Annotated in this window: 10 protein-coding genes; 9 read left to right on the top strand and 1 reads right to left on the bottom strand. The window is 62.3% G+C overall.

The features are described from left to right. Positions 1–200: 200 nt before the first annotated feature. The gene (locus KU884_RS11940; RefSeq protein ID WP_167782852.1) at positions 201–1,493 is read right to left on the bottom strand and encodes a TolC family outer membrane protein; all 1,293 of its coding nucleotides are present in this window, start codon (positions 1,491–1,493) and stop codon (positions 201–203) included. 247 nt (positions 1,494–1,740) lie between these two features. On the opposite strand from KU884_RS11940, the gene KU884_RS11945 reads away from it, so the two are divergent. The 9 genes from KU884_RS11945 (at position 1,741) to KU884_RS11985 (ending at position 18,765) form a co-directional block, all read left to right on the top strand. After that, complete coding sequence (locus tag KU884_RS11945) at positions 1,741–2,880, top strand: glycosyltransferase family 1 protein (RefSeq protein WP_167782853.1); 1,140 nt, start codon at positions 1,741–1,743, stop codon at positions 2,878–2,880. Positions 2,881–2,882: 2 nt separating this feature from the next. Next, the gene (locus KU884_RS11950; protein ID WP_167782854.1) at positions 2,883–3,677 is read left to right on the top strand and encodes an ABC transporter permease; all 795 of its coding nucleotides are present in this window, start codon (positions 2,883–2,885) and stop codon (positions 3,675–3,677) included. Continuing rightward, on the top strand, positions 3,674–4,918 hold the full coding sequence (locus KU884_RS11955; RefSeq protein ID WP_167782855.1) for an ABC transporter ATP-binding protein: 1,245 nt from the start codon (positions 3,674–3,676) through the stop codon (positions 4,916–4,918). The genes KU884_RS11950 and KU884_RS11955 overlap by 4 nt, the downstream gene beginning before the upstream one ends. A 46-nt stretch (positions 4,919–4,964) precedes the next feature. Beyond that, complete coding sequence (locus tag KU884_RS11960; protein WP_167782856.1) at positions 4,965–8,411, top strand: glycosyltransferase; 3,447 nt, start codon at positions 4,965–4,967, stop codon at positions 8,409–8,411. Positions 8,412–8,764: 353 nt separating this feature from the next. Next, positions 8,765–13,501, top strand: a complete 4,737-nt coding sequence (locus KU884_RS11965) for a hypothetical protein (protein WP_167782857.1) — start codon at positions 8,765–8,767, stop codon at positions 13,499–13,501. Between the two features lie 161 nt (positions 13,502–13,662). Next, complete coding sequence (locus KU884_RS11970) at positions 13,663–14,466, top strand: SapC family protein (protein WP_167782858.1); 804 nt, start codon at positions 13,663–13,665, stop codon at positions 14,464–14,466. A gap of 62 nt (positions 14,467–14,528) precedes the next feature. Further along, on the top strand, positions 14,529–16,241 hold the full coding sequence (locus tag KU884_RS11975; protein WP_254432039.1) for a type I secretion system permease/ATPase: 1,713 nt from the start codon (positions 14,529–14,531) through the stop codon (positions 16,239–16,241). After that, a complete protein-coding gene (locus KU884_RS11980; RefSeq protein WP_167782860.1) occupies positions 16,238–17,572 on the top strand; it encodes an HlyD family type I secretion periplasmic adaptor subunit in 1,335 nt (444 codons plus the stop codon). The genes KU884_RS11975 and KU884_RS11980 overlap by 4 nt, the downstream gene beginning before the upstream one ends. Next, entirely contained in the window at positions 17,569–18,765 is a 1,197-nt protein-coding gene (locus KU884_RS11985; RefSeq protein WP_167782861.1) for a glycosyltransferase, read from the top strand. The genes KU884_RS11980 and KU884_RS11985 overlap by 4 nt, the downstream gene beginning before the upstream one ends. Positions 18,766–18,772: the final 7 nt, after the last annotated feature.

Consider the following 18,772-nt stretch of genomic DNA (forward strand, 5'->3'; position numbering starts at 1 on the left):
CGGCGCAGCCAGGCCATGGCTCCGGTGGTGGCGTCCCAGTGCGGCCGGAAAACCGACTGGCACTCCGCGACCTCGTCCACTGCCGGGCACGTCGATCGCCCTGCGCCCTCCCGGATGTACTAGCTGGATGAACCTACCGACCCGTCAACGGCATTCGCGGATGTTCTGAAGGCGATTGCCGAGAGTTGGTGGTGAGCGCCCTACTCCAGAAACTCTGCCAGCCACAGCACCGCGTCACGATCCATTTCCCCGGCAGCAGAACGTAACGAGACGTGGGCGCTGAGGTATTCCACGCGGGCGCGTGCCAACGAAAGACGGGACTCAATCAACGCTCTGCGTGTTTCCAGCAAATCAACCACTGATCTTCGCCCGATTCCAAGCTCCTCTTCTACAGCTTCGAGCCGAGCGGTCTGCGCCGAAACCGAGCGCTGAAGCGCCCGAATCGATGTCACCCCGCGCTCGACATCCAGAAACGAGCCCCGCACCTCACTCAGCAGAGCGCGCCGTAGACCGTCAACCTGCTGACTTGCCTGTGCCGCATCGTGCTCCGCAGCTCGCGATCGTGCGCTAACTTGACCGCCCTCGTACAAAGGAACTGTCAACTGAACACCGACCACGGTCTCGTCAAACCGCCTTCCCGGTGTAGCAATTGAGAGTTCCTCCTCGTCATCTACGTCGTCAAAGTACGTATGACTGGCAACCAGGTTCAGTTGCGGGTGATGCTGCGCTCGCTCAATAGCGATCTGATCCCGGCGTGACCGAAGCGTTTGCTCTGCAGCCATCAGGCGCGGGTTATTCTGCATGGCACGGTCTATCCAGACGTCTACACTGTCCGGCTCAGGCAACTCGACGGGAAAATCATCCCGTAACTTTCTCAGGTCCGCGTAACGCCGATTCGTTATCTCTCGCAGATGTTCATAAGCAGCATCGACTCGATGCTGTCCACCAAGCTTCGCGTTACGCGCTTCTTCCAGAGCCGCCTGAACCTCGAGACGATCCGCCCGGGAAGCCAACTCCCTGTCGTAGAGCGCCTCGACGCGGCGAACTTCGCTTGATAGGGCTTCCACTTCTTGTTGGGCAAGCCCGTGTTCCAACTCGGCAAGAAGCACCTCGAAGTACGCTTCGGTGACGCGCGCCATCAAATCCTGATGCTCACTGGAGCGCTCCAGGTCGGTACGTCGTGTCTCACGCTCGGTCTGGCGCAGGCGCACCCAATGCCCGCGATTGTAGATCGGCTGTTCCAGGCGGATCTGGTACTGCTCCCGGGTAAAGGTGCGGGCGTCATCATCCTCGACCCCGCCCCGCTCGTCACGACGCACGCGGTCCACACCTGCACTCGCGGTGATCGAGGGCAGCCACGCACCGAATGCCTCGCGCTCGCGTTCGCGCGCCGCATGCACGGCACTGTCAGACGCCCGGAACTGGGTGTCCGCGTCCAACGCATCTTCGTACACATCCACCAAGCCCGTTGGCTCGGCAGCAACCGGCGCCATGAGGCATGTCAGGAGAACGGCGAGAACTACGAGCACGACCCCGCAATTCGTGCGCAAACAGTCAGTTGCAGAACGTGAGGCCAAAGCGTCGAACCTGTGTATCTGTGAAAGAAGGTCGCTGCATACTAGGTTGCGGATGAACAAGCTGGCAAGCCCGCCCCCACAGGAGCCTTCGGGGCCCAATGCCCGTACATCCGCTTAGTGGTACGCTACTTCGCGCAACAAAGCAGCCGCTAGAGAAAACAACATGCATGTGGTGCTGCAAGGGCACACGGTGATACCACCGCTGACGGGTATTGGCCATTACACCCGCGAACTTGGACGTGCTTTACCTGCTACGGAGACCGTGGAGCGACTCGACGTTCTTTCGGGGTGGCGCTGCTACACCTCCATCGCGGACGCGGAAGTGGCCTTGGCTCCGGCGGCACGCGCCCGCCGCCTTCCTGGCAAAGCGCTGCTCGGGCTCGCCTGGCGACATCTGCGCAGCATCACCGCGGCGATGGCTCTGCCTCCTGGCACGGACGTGTTTCATTCACCTGACTACGAACTGCCACGGGTCTCAATCCCCGGGGTTGTCACCGTGCACGACCTGTCACATCGGTTCTTCCCCGAGCACCACCCGGCGGCCCGGGTACGGCACCTGGAACGCGTCCTGCCTGCATCACTCGAGCGAGCAGACGCAATCATCACCGTCTCGGATACGGTGCGAAACGAACTCATTTCCGAGATGGGAATCCGGCCCGAACGCGTGCACGCCATCGCTAACGGCGCACGCGCCGCCTTCCGCGCCGACTGTAGCCCTGAGACGGCGGCACAGACCTATGGCCTCAGCCCTGGGCGATACGTCCTCTCCGTCGGAGCACTGGAGCCGCGAAAGAATCTGGCGCGGCTGCTCGAGGCCTACCTGGCGCTGCCTAGACCGCTGCAAAGTGCTTATCCCTTAATCCTTGCAGGCCCTGACGGTTGGGCCGATCGACGCCTTCGCGCAGCGGTCAAGCGCGCATGTGACACGGGAATTGTACGGCGGCTCGGGTATGTGCCGGATGAGAAGCTACCCTCGCTTTATTCCGGCGCTGCCGCATTCGTCTACCCATCGGTTTACGAGGGCTTCGGGCTACCCGTACTGGAGGCGATGGCCTGCGGCACGCCCGTTATTACCAGTGCCACCGGCGCCCTGGCAGAAGTTACAGAGGCAGCGGCTCTCGGTGTTGATGTATACGACACTCTTGCCATCCGCGACGCGCTCGAGTGGGTGCTGACCGATCGTGACGTGTCGGCCCGACTGCGCCGGGCCGGGCCGCGGCAGGCATCCGGTTTCACATGGTCTGCCACGGCCGAGGCCACATCTGAGGTCTACACCCAGGTTCTGGGCGGCAATCGGGGTTGACCATGGCAGCAGGTTTAAAGGCGGCTTGGGACTTCCGGCAGTTCATTCTCAGCTCCATCCGGCACGAGTTGATCGCGCGCTTCGCGCGTAGCCGGCTTGGCAGCCTATGGATGGTCATTCAGCCCCTATCCCAGGTGCTCATCTATGCGTTGATTCTGTCAGCCGTCCTGTCGGCAAAACTGCCAGGGCTCGAGGGCCCCTTCGCCTACGCCATTTACTTGACCGCAGGGATGCTGGGTTGGAGCCTTTTCATGGAAGTGGTCACTCGCTCCCTTGGGGTCTTCATCGACAACGGCAACCTCATCAAGAAGATGGCGTTCCCACGGCTGGTTCTACCGCTGATCGTTGTTGGCTCGAGCCTGATCAATAACGTTGTTCTGTTCGTGGCTGCGATGGGCGTGTTCACGGTACTCGGCCATATCGCAAGCGCCACGGTGCTGTGGGTCCCCCTTCTCACCGTTATCACCCTCGCTTTCGCCTTGGGTGTTGGCCTTATACTCGGCATTCTGAACGTATTCCTCCGTGACATCGGGCAGATCATGCCCATCCTGCTGCAGTTTCTGTTCTGGTTTACGCCCGTGGTCTATCCAGCGCACATCGTCCCGGACGCGGTCCATGCCGCTCTGGTACTCAACCCCCTGTATCACCTGGTCACCGCCTATCAGAACGTGCTTGCCTTCGGCGAACCCCCGGCCCTCACGGGCCTCGCCGTGGTTGCCGCAATTGCCGCGGGCCTGCTGGTCCTCGCACGAATCCTTTACCAGCGCGCCAAACCCGAACTGGTGGATGCCTTATGAGGAATGACCCCGTTCTCCGGGCACAGGGCCTGGGCAAGGTCTACCGCCGGTTTCCATCCGAGCTACGGCGGATCGCAAGCTGGTTCTTCGCGATCCCGCCATTGGCGGAGAACTGGGTCATCCGGGACGTGAGCCTTGAAGTCGCCCCCGGAGAGGCGGTTGCCATTATTGGCGAAAACGGAGCCGGCAAGAGCACGCTGCTGAAGATGTTCGCCGGCATACTGCAGCCCAGCAGCGGATCCGTGGAAGTCGCCGGCAGCGTCAGCGCCATTCTCGAGTTGGGCATGGGGTTCAATGCTGAACTCACCGGCCGCCAGAACGCCCGCCACGCTGCCGGACTGATGGGGTTTTCCCGCGAACGCATCGACGCCCTGATGCCGGGCATCGAAGCATTCGCCGAAATCGGCGACTATTTCGATGAGCCGATGCGCAAGTACTCCAGCGGCATGCAGATGCGCGTGGCGTTCGCCGTAGCCACTGGTGCGCGCCCGGATCTCCTCATTATTGACGAAGCCCTCTCCGTGGGAGATGCCTATTTCCAGCACAAGAGCTTTGCACGCATCCGCGAATTCCGTCGCCAAGGCACAACACTGCTGATCGTCTCCCACGACAAGGAGGCCGTCCAAAGCCTCTGCGATCGGGCCCTACTGCTGGACCACGGCGAGATCGTCCGCGACAGCGACCCGGAGTCGACGCTGGATCTTTACAACGCACTCATTGCCCGCAAGGAGAACACATCCATCGAGACCTCGCCCCTGTCCAGCGGCGGCATCCAGACCCGCTCCGGTACTGGTGAAGCGCGCGTCGAGCACGCCGGGCTGTACGACGCCGAGGGGCACTGCCTGGACACCGCAAGCGTCGGTCAGCACGTGGCGTTGCACATCAGGGTCCGCGTGCATGCACCCGTGGCACCACTTGTCGCCGGCTACCTGATCAAGGACAGACTGGGCAATTCCGTCTTTGGAACCAACACGTGGCATACGGACCATGTTGTGCTGGAAGCAAACCCCGGGGATGTGATCGACTACCGCGCACGCTTCACCATGAATCTGGGCCCTGGCAGTTACGCCGTATCCGTGGCGCTCCAGGGCGGCGAAACCCATCTCGACGCGAATTACGACTGGCTGGACTATGCCGTCTTGCTGACGGTCACCAACCCCGGCAAACCCCATTTCATCGGGACCAACTGGATGGCACCGCGGATCGAGTATGAACATCACACCGAAAGGCACAGGGCTTGAGCCACGCCACCCGACTCAATCGCAACACAGGCCAGAGGCGGAACGAATGGATGCGGAGTTCTACACCCGCTTTGAGGAGAGTTTTCGCGGGTCACAGGACGAGATCAGGCAGCGCCTGACCATCTACCAACCGGCGCTGGACGTCTTGCAGGCCACGTGTGCACAGCGCGACGCCCTGGATCTCGGCTGCGGCCGCGGTGAATGGCTGGGGATGCTCCGCGGCTACGGGCTGCAGGCGCGGGGCGTCGACGCTAACCCCGCCATGGTGGCCATCGCCCGGGAACAGGGGCTAGCGGTAGACGAAGGCGATGCGCTGGCGGAGCTGGCAGCGCAGGCGGATCACTCACTGGCACTCGTCAGCGGCTTTCACATTGCCGAACACCTGGCGTTTGAAGAGCTACAGATGCTGATCAAGGAGGCCTTCCGCGCGCTGGCCCCTGGAGGGATGCTCCTCCTCGAGACGCCCAATCCGGAAAACCTCCAGGTCGGGCTCTGGAGCTTCCACGTGGACCCGACGCATCGCAGCCCTCTGCCCCCGGGGCTGCTTGAATTCGTGGCCCGCGATGCCGGCTTCCCGAGGCCACTGGTTCTGCGCCTCAACGGACCGCCCGCACCGACGAACGACGCGGCGCTCTCGGAGCGACTCCCCTGGGCCATGACGGCCTATCCGGACTACGCGATCCTCGCACAGAAACGCTGCGCTGACGGTACCGTGGCCGAGCTGGCCGAACTGACCCACATCATCAGCGGCCGCAGCGGCGGGGTCGAACTCCTCGAACACAACCTCACAGAACTCGCGCGGCGGGTCGAAAACCTCGAGGAGGAGCTACAGCGCCTACGCTCCGAGCGGTGGTGGCATCGCCTGACAGATCGGGTCCGAACCGCATGCGCGGTCCTGCAGGAACAGTACCTGGGCCGGGCGGCCCTGCGGCGGAACATGGCTCGAGCGGTGCGCAGTGCATCCGCAATTCCCTGGATTCGCCGCCCCGTCGCGCTCATAGTGCGGCCGTTCCCCGGACTCCGAGGCCAGTTGCTACGACTGTCCGTTCAGAGTCAGCCGCCGATCCGGCGCTATGCTCGCAACGAAGACTTCGAAGAACTCTTGCCCCCGCGACCGGCGTCGGTGCGGCTGTCGAGTCTCGACCAGCGGGACGCGCTGGTACCACGCCACGCATTACAGGAGCGGCTCCACCATATTGCCATCGACGGCCACTTCGTCGGTAGCTACAGCCTGGCCGTGGTCAACCGCAACATCGTTCATCGGCTCCGTGCCGACTACCCCGAATTCAGTCTCACCATCCATCCCCGCGAGGGCGAGCCGGTGCAACATCTACGGCCCGTCCCCGGCGGCCCTGCGGAAGCCGATTCCCTGGAGGCATTGATATCGACTCAACCGACAACCACGCCGGGCGTTTGTCTTTATCACCACTTTCCCCCGGTCAATGATCCCGACCGCACACGCGCCACTCCCATCGCGCTGTTCTCCTGGGAAGAGTCCCGCGTCCGGGACGACATGATCGACACCCTGAATCACAGTTACGCCGGGGTCGTCGTGACCTCCTGGTTCGTGAAGAAGGTGCTCATGGATAGCGGGTGCACACTGCCCATCCATGTCATCACGCTACCCCTGCGCCCGGACCCTCGCGCGCGGCAAAGCAGCGTCGGCGACCTCGCGCGAGCGCAGCAGCGCGGCTCGGTCCATCTGTTACATGTGTCCTCCTGCTTCCCACGTAAGGCACCGGACGTGCTTCTGGAAGCATTTGATGCGCTGGCCGCCAGGCTCGACAACGTCCACCTGACCATCAAGACGTTCCCCAACCCCCACAACCGTATTGAAGACTGGGTCCGCGAGTTCGTCTCGGAGGCGCACCGACACCGTGTGCACATCATCCTCGACGATTATGACGCCGACACCATGGCTGGGCTCTACCGAGAAGCCGACGCAGTGGTGCTGCCGACCCGCGGTGAAGGGCTCAACCTGCCGGCCATCGAGGCGGGCGAGCATCGCCGGCCGCTGATCGTCACTGGCGCCGGCGCACACACCGACTTCGCCACCGCGGAGAATGCATGGTGGATTCGCTATCGCTTCGACCGCTCCGGATCGCACTTGCTGAGCAGTGATTCCGTCTGGACAGACCCGAGCCCCGAGCACCTGACCGATGTCCTCACCGAGGTGTGCCACGCGCTGCTTGCGGGTGATCGGCGCGTTGAGGCGCGCCCGCAGAAGCTGCACGACGACATGGTCGCTCGATTCTTCTCCGCCCGCGCCAGCGACTCCCTGCTCAGTGCTCTCGCCCGTATCCACAGCTTTTATCAGGCGGGCCGCCTGCGGCATCTGCGGGACCAGCCGCTGTCGGTGAGCCTGTTAACAACATGGGGGGAGGCCTGCGGGGTGGCCGAGTACAGCCGCAGCATTGCGGACGAGTTCCGCACGCTCGGCGATGCCGTGGACATCCTCGCCCCGCGCCAGCGACCCACCGCGGCGGGATGGACGCCCCTGGAGGATGTATCAGTCATCGACGCATGGTCCTACGGCGAAACTCCCGACTTACGTACCTGTCACCCGCAGACGGAGATCATCTGGATTCAGCACCATCCGGGCTTTTACCGCCTCAACGACACCCTGCGTCACGGCATCGCATCGCTGAACCACCGCGGCCACAGCGTCTTTCTCACGCTGCACAACACACGCGATCTCATTGCCCACGATACGGCTGCAGTGGAGGACGTCGCGACGTGCCTGACGGTCTGTGACCGTGTTTTCGTCCACACCCTGGACGATCTCAATAACCTCAAGCGGATCGGCATCAGTGACAACACCGTGCTGATGCCCCATGGCGTGAACGAGCCGACAGCCGATTTGCCCGGTCCATCATCGGACGGCCTGGTCATCGGCACATTCGGTTTCCTGCTCCCGCATAAGGGCACGGATCAGCTCATCGCAGCGTTCGCGGGTCTCAACGAGCCCAAGGCTCGCCTGCGGCTTGTCACGGCGGTTCGTGACGACCCGATCTCCCGTCATGAGCTCCAGCACTGCCGACGCATTGCCGAGCGACACGGCGTTGCCGACCGCATCGACTGGTATACCGACTTCCTGCCACACAGCGAGGTCGAGCGGCTGCTCGCGGGCTGCCACATGGTTGTCATGCCTTACCAGCACACACACGAGTCCTCCAGCGGTGCCGTGACCGTCGCCCTCGCCGCATGTCCCGACGTCGCAACGACACCGGCACCGATCTTCGACCCGGTGCGTGACGCCACCCATGCGATCGATGGCTTCGACTCCGGCGCCATTCACTACGTGCTGCAGCAGCTCCGTGCCGGTTTTGATCCCGAGGTGCGCGCCCGGGTACATGCCGGGCGGGGCCGCTGGCTCGACGGGCACCGATGGTCCGCGCTGGCCAAACGCTACCGCGCCCAATTGCTGGCCACCCACGTCAATGGCACCTATGAAACCCTCGATCAGGCTGAAAGCTTGCGATCCGATTTTTAATCACCTCGTCTGTTAAGCCATTATGTAAGGCCGGTGTAAGGTAACCGTTGATACGGTCAGGCAGCATGTAAGGTGACTGTAAGGTAACCATAGATACAGTGTGATCGACAGGGAACAGACACGTTGATACAGTTCCCGGAAGGCTCCGACAACTCTTTGTTTTTGTATCACATTATACGTGCAATTCAGTTCATTCCGGGGGAAATCAGGGTATTGGCCAGGCCAGCGCGACTGCTGACTCGCCGTAAAGCGTCGTTATACAGGCCTCTCGGAAAGACGGAACAATGAATAATCTGACCCTGTACCGGGGTCTCAGGCAGAAGCCATCAAGCGCAAGTAAAGGAGAATAAGCCATGGCTGAACGGCAAACGCTAGAGAACCTGTACGAAGCGATTTTCGGGGTAACTCCGAGCACCGCCCGACTGGACGAGTCAGAGGAGGAACTTGCTGACCGAGACGGTGACCTCTTCACGCTGACCTCCGACTGGGCAACCCGTGACAACAGCATCCATTCCCGGGTCCGGGACAGCATTCGCGAAGACCTCAGCATCGACGAGGATCCCAGCGCAGAACAACTCGACGAGGGCGTATTCTTCGGTCGGCTTGTGGAGAACCACTACCAGCAGTTGCTGGGCCGCGCACCAGGGGACGAGATCACGAACGTGATCGGTAGTGATTCCGAGATCCTGGAACTTGAGCCTGACGACCTTACCGCCGCCCAGCAGGGTTATTTCAGCGAAGGTGTTGATTTCGAGGGCTTCCAGTTCTGGGTGCGGGAGTTGATGGAAGGCGCCGTGCCAGAGGGCGAACTGGCGCTGAACATGATGGAAGGGGCACGCCGGTTCGAGAGCGATGATGCCGAACTCGTACAGCTTAACCAGCTCGGTCTGGGATGGCTGGATCCCGCTGAGGCTCCTGACCCGATGGAACTCGACCTGCCCACGGAGCGCGCGCTGGAACTGGACTGGGGCACCCATACGCCGGAGAATTCGGAGGAGAGCGGTGTTCACATCACACCGCAGGAAGACGACACGCTCGTGCACGTGGTGAACCGGGTCCTCGGTGAAGAGGAGTGGACCGTCAACGGCAGCCAGGCCGACAACGTCTCGGCATCCATCTCCCAGAACTTTGATAACGCAATTGACGTTGCGCCGAAGTTGAGCGAGGTCGACACCCTGTTCATTCGCAATACGCCAACGGTTGATCTACGTGACGCGGACGACCTCGGCAACCTGGTGTTCCGGGATACGGACGCGCCGGGCGCCTTCCTGGTTGCCGAGAATATTGATAGCGCAACCGACCTCGGCATCTCCAATGTCAACGCGAATGCCATCGTGCTCGACGACATGGACGTCACGTCGGTGCACAACACGGCAATTCGCGGGTATGAGGGCGCGGTTGTCCTCGATGGCGTCAGCGGTGCGCCGACGAGCACCCAGCTGAACATCGACAGCCTCCAGAGCGACGGAGATCTCGATAACGACATCTACCTTGTTGCCGACAGCGCCAACAGTCTGCGCCTTTCCGGTGACGAGGATTTGACCTTGGTCGCCGATGACGGCATGGCGCTGACCCGCGTCGACGCGCGCCAACTCGATGCCGAGCTGGATGTCGACGTCAGTGATCCCGGGCTGGCGGAAGCATCGACCCAGTTCAATGCGGTTGTCTACGGGAGTAATGAGGATACGACAGTCCGTGCCGGTGACAAGCTGTGGAAGGAGTACACCTCAACCGGCCTGCCGGGTAACACGCTGACCTTCGACGGTGGCGCCGGCCACAACACACTGGCCACCAATGCCAACAACCTAGAGGACTTCGATCCGGAATCCGCCTGGAATGACGCCGGCCTGGATAACACCTTTTCTGTTTACAACCTGCAGTCACTGGTGGTGGATGGCGGCAGCGGTGGTTTCCCAGGCACACCGGGTGATCGTGTCGACAACATTGCGGCCGACGATCCGGATCGGGACGTCGCCGACGTCGTGGCCGAATACGCCGTCCTCGATACTGGCCTCTTCGGTGACCAGCTGGAAGATGTGACCATTGACGACGCATCAAACATGCACGTCGAGACGCGCGACAGCCTCACCGAAGCGACGCTTCGTGATACAGCCAACGTGGATCTGGCGGCAGGTTCAGCCCTTGAGGAGGTATCGCTGAGTGGCGCGCAAGGCTCGACGGTCTTCGCCGACGGCGACGCCCTTGAGGAGATCACCCTGGGCAATAGCGCCAATGGCAACACTATTGAACAGGTCGGTGAAGAGCAGGTCATTCGCTTCGCCACCACCGGCAGCAGCGACACAACCATCAACGCGACAGATGAGGCCGAGAGCCTTCAGCTAAGCGTGGGCCTGGGACCTCTTGCGAATGACATCAACCTCAACGGGGAGAACGTCGATACCGTCAACGCAAGCTACAGCTCGCTGGGCGGCAGACTCGTCGACGTTGATGTCAGCGGCCTGACCGACGACCTGACGGTTTCCCTTGAGGGCGCAAGCACGAGCGGAGTTGCCCTCTTCGACGCCATCATGGGTGACGACCAGAACAGCCTGACCGTCGAAGGCACCGAGGACGGTCGTGAAGAACTGTACCTGGGGACCGGTGAACTCGGTGGCTTGGTGAACGGTGACGGTGTCACCATCGGCGCCGATGCCGTGGTCTATCTCTCCGGTTTCGCCGGCGATACCGAGAATCTTAATATCGGTGGTGACGGTGCTCTCGGGCTGCGCGATATCGGCTCCGTGAACCTCTTCCACGCTGATCCGGGCACCTTCGAGGTGGGTCGCTATGACGACAACGCCACGCTGGAATCCATCCGCAGCGAGGCACCGGTGCAGGTTGCCGGCAGCATGGACACCCTGCAACTCGGCTACGCCCAGCAGTTCAGTGGTGATGCCGCGCGCGTCGAGCTCGCTGGCGATGGGGGTGCCATCGAAGTCGAGAACATGCAGTTCACCGATGGCCACGTCCGTGATCTCGAACTGGTGCTGTCGGATATCGCCGAGCCCGAACGCGCGGACGCGGTGGCTCCGGCCCATCTGGTCCGTGTGGACACCGAAGCGCTCGGCCCGGACGTAAACCGCGGCCAGACAGAGAGCATCGACATCCAGGGCTCGAGCAACCTGTATCTGGGTCTCGATGTCCGCGAAGCGCTCGACGAGAACGGGGATCCGGACGGCACCCACGATCGCCTGGCCGGTTTGCAGGATGACGGAACCATCTCGGCAGGTGATGGTGAGCTCAATGCGGTAATCATCAACGAGACTGATGCTGGCGATTACGGCGAGCACGAGCTGGACCTCGGCCAGTTCACCGATACCCCGGATACCCTCGGGTTTGCCGGCGGCATTGAAGATGCCGAAACACGGCTCACCGACTGGGACGGCTCCGTGCGGCTCTATGACGGCTTCGATGGCAATTTGACCATCGAGCCGGAAGACGGTGATCTTCGCCTTGAGGTGTTCGGCGATGCCACCGGTAACGATAGTACGATTCGTCTGGACTCCGCACTCGCCGATGGCGACACCCTGACCGTGGCCGGGCCTGAAGCCGGCGATGTCTCAGCACTGTTGCGCGATCAGGGCCGCTGGCTCCATGAACTCGATGTTGCCGGCACTAATGATCTGGTCCTTGATGCTGAAGCCGCCTCGATCGGTGATGAATACCTGTGGATCGACACGGTCGAGAATCTTGGTGCCGACGGTTCGGTTGTGTTCCGTGAAGCCGTGGCTGCGGATTCCGCAGCAGGTATTGACACTCTTGTGCAGGAAGCCGATGGGGATGATTCCTCCGCGCTGACCGTGACAACTGAAGGGTCGCCGGACGACGAGTGGCACTGGATCGGTGATATCGACATGACCGCTGCCACTGCCGATGCCACGGTTACCTTCAATGGAGATGGACCGAACTTTGGCACGGACGAGATTAATGTCGGTAACGCCGCGGACGCTGTGACCGTCACGGTCAATGGCACCGAGAACTGGGTTGGCGAGATTCTCGCCAATGACGCCGATGCGTTCGAGGGAAGCTTTGCCGACGGAACCGCTATGGCCACCATCCAGGCAGGCACGGCCGAGACCTTTGATGCGACGTTTGGCGACGATGTCACGGTAACCGGCAACATCAATGCAGCGGAGGCCACTACCGTTGACGTCACCTTCGGTGACGAGGCCAACGTGGACAGCATTACGGCCGGTACCGCAGCCGCTGACCCGGATGGTGAGGTGAACCTGACGTTCGGCGCTTACGCGGACGTGGACACCATCGAGGCCGGTGGCGACGAGTACGCCGTGACGGCCAGCTTTGGAGACGGTGCCAATGTGACGTCCTTTGAAGCCAATGCGGCAGAGGAGGTTTACCTCGATCTAACGTCGGACTCCACCATCGAGGGATTCGATGCCAGTGGGGCTGATTCCGTTGAGATCAATTTCGACGGTTCCGGCAATCGGGTGAGCGACGTTGCAGTTGACGGCGCTGACATGACGATTAATTCTGTTGGAGGCGGATCTAGCAGTAATACCGTCGAGTACCTCGCGTCGCCTCGTGCAATGGAGTCCCTGACGCTGGCGGGTGATACGGCGCTCAGAGTCGATGCCAATACGCCACACTTCAGAGACGATGCGACGTTCGATCTTACCGAGATGAACGCGAACGTCATCACCGGGATAAACTTTTCGGTTAGCGGTGACGATGTCTCCGGGCTGACCGTTGAGCTTTATGGCGAAGACGTCAGCGGAGCAGATCGCTCCTTCAATCTGTTTAGTACGGGTGCGGCAGAAGATCTGACGTTTGATTTCGCTGAAATGGCGTCAGGGCAGCGAGTGGAAATTGCTGACGGCTCTGCGGGCATCGACGAAATGGAGTTCCTGCTCGAAGATGTCGCCTTCGACCTCGACGAAGACAACCTCCTGGTCAACGGCTTCGGCATCGACGACGAGGGCATGGATGACTGGGATGATGTCTTCGCTGCCGCAGCCGATAACGAAGGGGACTTCACGCAGATCCACAACATCGAAGGTGACTTCGAACTGGAGCTTGTGGGTGTATCAGCGGACGAGCTGACCGCCGACAACTTCGACTTGATCGCCTGATGGCAGCCCGGCCCGGTCACATGGAGTGGCCGGGCCTTTGCATTCCCTTGGGCCCCTGCCGGGGCCCTTTTCTTCTGTAGAGTTCACCCCGGACAGAGTGAGAGTATTCGCCCTGCGAACGCACAACTCGTCAAAGGCGACTGCTCGTCACGGAGAAGACCATGTATCAGAACGTCGTTGCTCTGTCATCGAAAACCCACGCCAAGAAGCGCTTCACTCCATTGCGCAGTTACGGCTTTGCGCGCAATCAGGGAATGGTCCCGGTCGCGGCCCGCGAGTTGTCCCGCCTGGCCGCACGGCTGCCTCTAGCATTCGTCACCCGAGGTGAGACCCCGGAACCACGCCTCGTCGCGATGCTGGGTCTGGATGGCCAATCCAACCTGTTGGTGGGTCCGGATGGCCGCTGGCTCAGCGATTACGTACCGGCTGCTGTTCGCCGCTATCCGTTCATTCTCACGCAACCATCCCAGGCGGACGCACCACCCGCTGTTGCCATCGACACCGAGGCGGGGGTGCTGTCGGACACCGAAGGCGAGCCGCTGTTTACCGAGGACGGTGAGCCGACCGAGCGGCTGAACCAGGCCAAGGCGATTCTCCGCGAGTTCACCACCGGTGTGGAGGCGACCCGTCGCGCGACTGAGGCGCTGGCAGGCGCGGGGCTACTCGAGGAGTGGCAACCGACGGTGACCGTGGGTGAGAAGCGCTGGCGGCTGAACGGCTTGCAATCGGTCAGTGAACAAAAGCTCAACGCCCTGGATGACGCAAGCTTTGCGGAATTGCGGCGTGAAGGGGCACTCCCTCTCGCCTACGCGCAGATTCTGTCCACGGCGCAGCTTCCTGCGCTGGTGCGCCTTGCCAATGCCCATGCGCAAAAAGCGAAGAAGGGGCAACAATCCGGCGGGAACACCGGAAAGACAAACGGCGCCGGCAGCGGCGGCGATGTCTCATTCAATTTCGACGCCTGAACCAGACCACCCACCCGGGGTGGCCCATATAACTAACAATGCGCGAGGCGGAGCCTATCAGCATGGCGAAACCACAAAACAAGGGCTCGGAGCTGCGCGCCGCCGTCCGGGCCTGTAGTGGCACCTTCTGGGCGGCCGCCTTCTTCAGCTTGTTCATTAACCTGCTGATGCTGGTGCCACCGCTTTACATGCTGCAGATCTACGACCGCGTACTCGCCAGCCGCAGCGAATCGACGCTGGTCATGCTGACGGCCATCGTGGTGGTGCTCATGGTGGTGCTTGGCGCCCTGGAGTGGATCCGCTCCAGAGTACTGGTGCGTGCCAGCGGCCGCCTGGATAGCCTGATCGGGGACCGTGTTTTCGATGCCCTGTTTCGCCGCGGGCTCATCACGCCGGGAGGTGCCGACAGCCAACCGGTGCAGGACGCCAACACCGTCCGTCAGTTCCTCACCGGCAGCGGGCTGCTTGCATTCTTCGACTCACCGTGGCTGCCCATCTACATTGCCGTCATTTTTCTGTTCCACCCGCTCCTGGGCTGGGTCGCCCTGGGCGGTGCGCTGATCCTTTTGATCCTGGCCCTGGCGAACAACTTCATGAGCCGCGCCGCGCTGAACCAGGCCAATGCCGAGCAGGTGGCCGCACAGCAAACGCTGACGAACCAACTGCGCAACGCCGAGGCGGCCGCGGCCATGGGGATGGTCCATCGCCTCCGCCAGCGCTGGCAGGAGCGACAGGAACGTGTCATCGGGTTCCAGTCGAGAGCCTCTGATCAAGCGAGCCCCTTCTATGCCACGAGCCGGGCGTTTCGGCTGCTGCTGCAGTCACTCATTCTCGGCACCGGCGCGTATCTCGCCATCCACCAGCTCATCACGCCCGGCATCATGATCGCCGCCACCATCCTCCTGGGCCGCGCACTTGCCCCCATGGACAGCCTGATCGGCAACTGGCGCGGCATCATGGGCGCCCGCCAGGCGTTCGGCCGACTCGAGAAGCTACTGGCGGAGCACCCGGCCGAGGAACGCAAACTCTCCCTGCCGGCGCCCAAGGGCAGGATCGACGCCGAACAGCTCACCGTCGTCCCGCCGGGGGCAAGCGAGCCGGCAATCCGGGCAGTGTCGTTCACCATCGCACCGGGTGAGACCGTGGGCGTCATCGGCCCCAGCGCTGCCGGCAAATCCACACTTGTGCGGGCATTGCTGGGTGTCTGGCCCCCACGTGCCGGCCACGCGCGCATCGACGGCGCTGATGTCGCGGACTACAACGCCGATGAGTTGGGTCCGCACATCGGTTATCTCCCCCAGGACGTTGAACTGTTCGAGGGCACCGTCGCGGAAAACATTGCCCGCTTCGGTGACGTGGATGCGCAGGCAGTGGTGGAGGCCGCGCAGGCCGCCGGGGTTCACGAACTCGTGTTGCACCTTGGTAACGGCTACGACACTTATCTGGGCCCCGGGGGCGCAACCCTGTCCGGCGGGCAGCGCCAGCGCATCGGCCTGGCACGTGCCCTCTATGGCAATCCGGCGATCCTGGTGCTCGACGAACCCAACTCCAATCTCGACGACAGCGGTGATGCCGCGCTGACCGCCGCGCTGGATCAAGGCCATGATGCTGGCCGCACGCAGATCGTCATCTCCCATCGCCACGCGGTTCTTGCGCGGGTCCATCGGCTGTTCGTTCTCAAGGAAGGCCGGCTGCTGGCAGCCGGAGACCGGGATGAGGTTTTACAGCGCTTCGCTCGCGGCGCCAGCGCAACGGCAACGGGTACCAGCGGATGACCCAGAACACCACGACAACCACAACCCGCTCTGCACCACCGGTCCCACGCAGCGATCGGAGCTCCCGCTGGATCGGCTTCGTGATCATCCTCGTCGCCTTTGGTGCCTTCGGCGCCTGGGCCGTGACCGCGGAAATGGATGGCGCCGCAGTCGCACCCGGCGTTGTCCAGGTCGACTCCTACAGGCAGGCCGTGGAGCACCTTGACGGCGGCCTGGTGGAGCGTATCCGTGTGCGTGATGGTGACTCCGTGGAAGCGGGTGACGTCATCCTCGAACTCGACGCCACGGAGGTCAATGCGGAGCTGGAAACCATCCGATCGCAACATGCATCTGCCCGCGCCGAACGCATCCGTCTTGAAGCAGAGCGGGACAATCGCGACAGCATGGCCCCCCTCATACCGGAGCCTGAGGATGCGGGGGATCAACACTTCGCTCGGGCTCTGTTCGCGCAGAAAGCCATCTTCAATACACGTCAGGACTTGTTCCACGGAGAAATCGACCTGCTGGAACAACGCGTCCAGGCTTTGGAGACACAGATCCAGGGCCTGGAGACGGTCGCCGACGCCCGCCGTGAGAGCCGCGCCTACTACGCGGAAGAACTCGACGAACTCGCGGATCTCGTGGAACAGCGCCTCACCGACCGCCGGCGCAGCAGGGAACTCCAACAGCTCCTGGTGGAGAACCGGGGCGATATCGCGGAACTGGAGGCGGAAATCGATCGGCTCCGCGTGGAAATCACCGAAACCGAGCTTCAAATCACCCAACGGCGCAGTGAGCGCCAAGCCGAGGTGGCGGACCGACTGAACGAAGTCGAGCAACAGGACCACAACCTCTCCGAACAACGGCGCGCGCTTGAGCGTCGCGCCGCCCGTACCACGATACGCGCACCCGTGGATGGCGTGATTGTCGCGCTGGACGTCCATACGGAAGGCGCCGTGATCGACGCGGGCAGCCGTATCGCGGAGATCGTGCCGAAGGATGACGATCTCGTGGTTGAGGCCCGGGTGCGCCCGGAGGATATCGACCGCGTACGCGTCGGCCAGATCGCCGACGTCCGGCTCACCGCCTACAGCTTCCGCATGACCCCCGTGGTGGAAGGAGATGTTATTCATCTCTCCGCCGACCGCCTCGAGGACGAAGCCACCGGCGAGGCCTACTATCTCGCGCGGGTCTATATTGACCAGGCGCAGCGGCAGTTCGCACTTGGCGATGACCCCCTGCTTCCCGGCATGCCAGCGGAGGTCATGATCCGTACCGGTGAGCGCACGCTCATGTCCTACCTTCTGCGGCCACTGACCGACGCCATCAGCCGCGCATTCCGGGAATCATGATGCGCGTACTGCACGTGGTCCGGACCTTTTATCCCGACTCCGACGGCGGCATGGAGCGGGCTGTGGACCATATCTGTACCGCAACCGGGCGCCATGGGATCGACAGCCACGTGTTCGCTCTCAGTCCACATCCGCGGAAGGAGCCCTTCCGCCATGGCGATGTGACCGTCCATCAACGCAAACGCCACATTGAGGTGGCTTCGTGCTCCATTTCCCTGAATACGCTTCGCTACTTTCGTGAACTCGTGGCAGACATGGACGTTGTCCACTACCACTTCCCCTGGCCTTTCGCGGACGTCTTGCACCTGCTGACTGCCTCCGGGAAGCCCGCCGTGGTCACCTATCACGCCGATGTCGTCCGCCAACGCCGGCTCGAGCGTCTGTACCGGCCCGTGCGACGGCGTTTTCTCGCATCAGTGGATACGGTGGTTGCAACTTCACCGCAGTACCGGCGAACGAGCGAGGTTCTCAGGGAACTCCACGAAGAGCGCACGCGGGTGATCCCTCTCGGCCTTGAGGAGCATCGCTACCCCATACCGTCGGCGTCACGCGTCCGCGTATGGAAAGAGTGTGTGGGGGAAGGTTTTTTCTTTTTTGTCGGCGTACTGCGCTACTACAAGGGGCTGCACGTTCTGCTGGACGCATTGCGGTATACAGATCAACGCGTTGTCATCGCCGGCCACGGCCCCGTGGAAAAGGCCCTGAAGGCACAGGCAGCGCAGCTCGGTCTCGGCAACCAGGTAATCTTCACAGGGCATCTGGATGACGACGAGGACAAAATGGCCCTCATGCGCCTTTGCCGGGGCTTCGTGTTCCCGTCACACCGGCGCTCGGAAGCCTTCGGCATCTCCCTGATCGAGGCCGCCATGGCGAAACGCCCACTGATCACCACCGAACTCGCGACGGGCACCTCGTATGTCAATAAGCACGAGGAAACAGGCCTGGTCGTCAGGCCTGCCGATCCACAAGGCCTGGCCCATGCCATGGAGCGTCTCGCGCGGGAACCGAAAACCGCCCAACGGCTGGGCAATGGGGCACGCGCGCGGTTTGAGACCCACCTGACGGCGGACATCTCCCTCGCCCAGTACGCCAGGCTCTATACATCCCTACTGCATCCGGGGCACTGGAATCCAGAAACGTCCAATGTGTCGCCGACACACCAAGAGCGGGTGTCCAACCACGAACGCACTTGATGGGAAC

The organism is Aquisalimonas sp. 2447 (assembly GCF_012044895.1).
GTDB lineage: Bacteria > Pseudomonadota > Gammaproteobacteria > Nitrococcales > Aquisalimonadaceae > Aquisalimonas.

Bases quoted from the DNA above. Each gene is read 5' to 3' on its own strand.
- KU884_RS11940 (WP_167782852.1), bottom strand. From the start codon at position 1,493: ATGGCGCCGGTTGCTGCCGAGCCAACGGGCTTGGTGGATGTGTACGAA.
- KU884_RS11945 (WP_167782853.1), top strand. From the start codon at position 1,741: ATGCATGTGGTGCTGCAAGGGCACACGGTGATACCACCGCTGACGGGT.
- KU884_RS11950 (WP_167782854.1), top strand. From the start codon at position 2,883: ATGGCAGCAGGTTTAAAGGCGGCTTGGGACTTCCGGCAGTTCATTCTC.
- KU884_RS11955 (WP_167782855.1), top strand. From the start codon at position 3,674: ATGAGGAATGACCCCGTTCTCCGGGCACAGGGCCTGGGCAAGGTCTAC.
- KU884_RS11960 (WP_167782856.1), top strand. From the start codon at position 4,965: ATGGATGCGGAGTTCTACACCCGCTTTGAGGAGAGTTTTCGCGGGTCA.
- KU884_RS11965 (WP_167782857.1), top strand. From the start codon at position 8,765: ATGGCTGAACGGCAAACGCTAGAGAACCTGTACGAAGCGATTTTCGGG.
- KU884_RS11970 (WP_167782858.1), top strand. From the start codon at position 13,663: ATGTATCAGAACGTCGTTGCTCTGTCATCGAAAACCCACGCCAAGAAG.
- KU884_RS11975 (WP_254432039.1), top strand. From the start codon at position 14,529: ATGGCGAAACCACAAAACAAGGGCTCGGAGCTGCGCGCCGCCGTCCGG.
- KU884_RS11980 (WP_167782860.1), top strand. From the start codon at position 16,238: ATGACCCAGAACACCACGACAACCACAACCCGCTCTGCACCACCGGTC.
- KU884_RS11985 (WP_167782861.1), top strand. From the start codon at position 17,569: ATGATGCGCGTACTGCACGTGGTCCGGACCTTTTATCCCGACTCCGAC.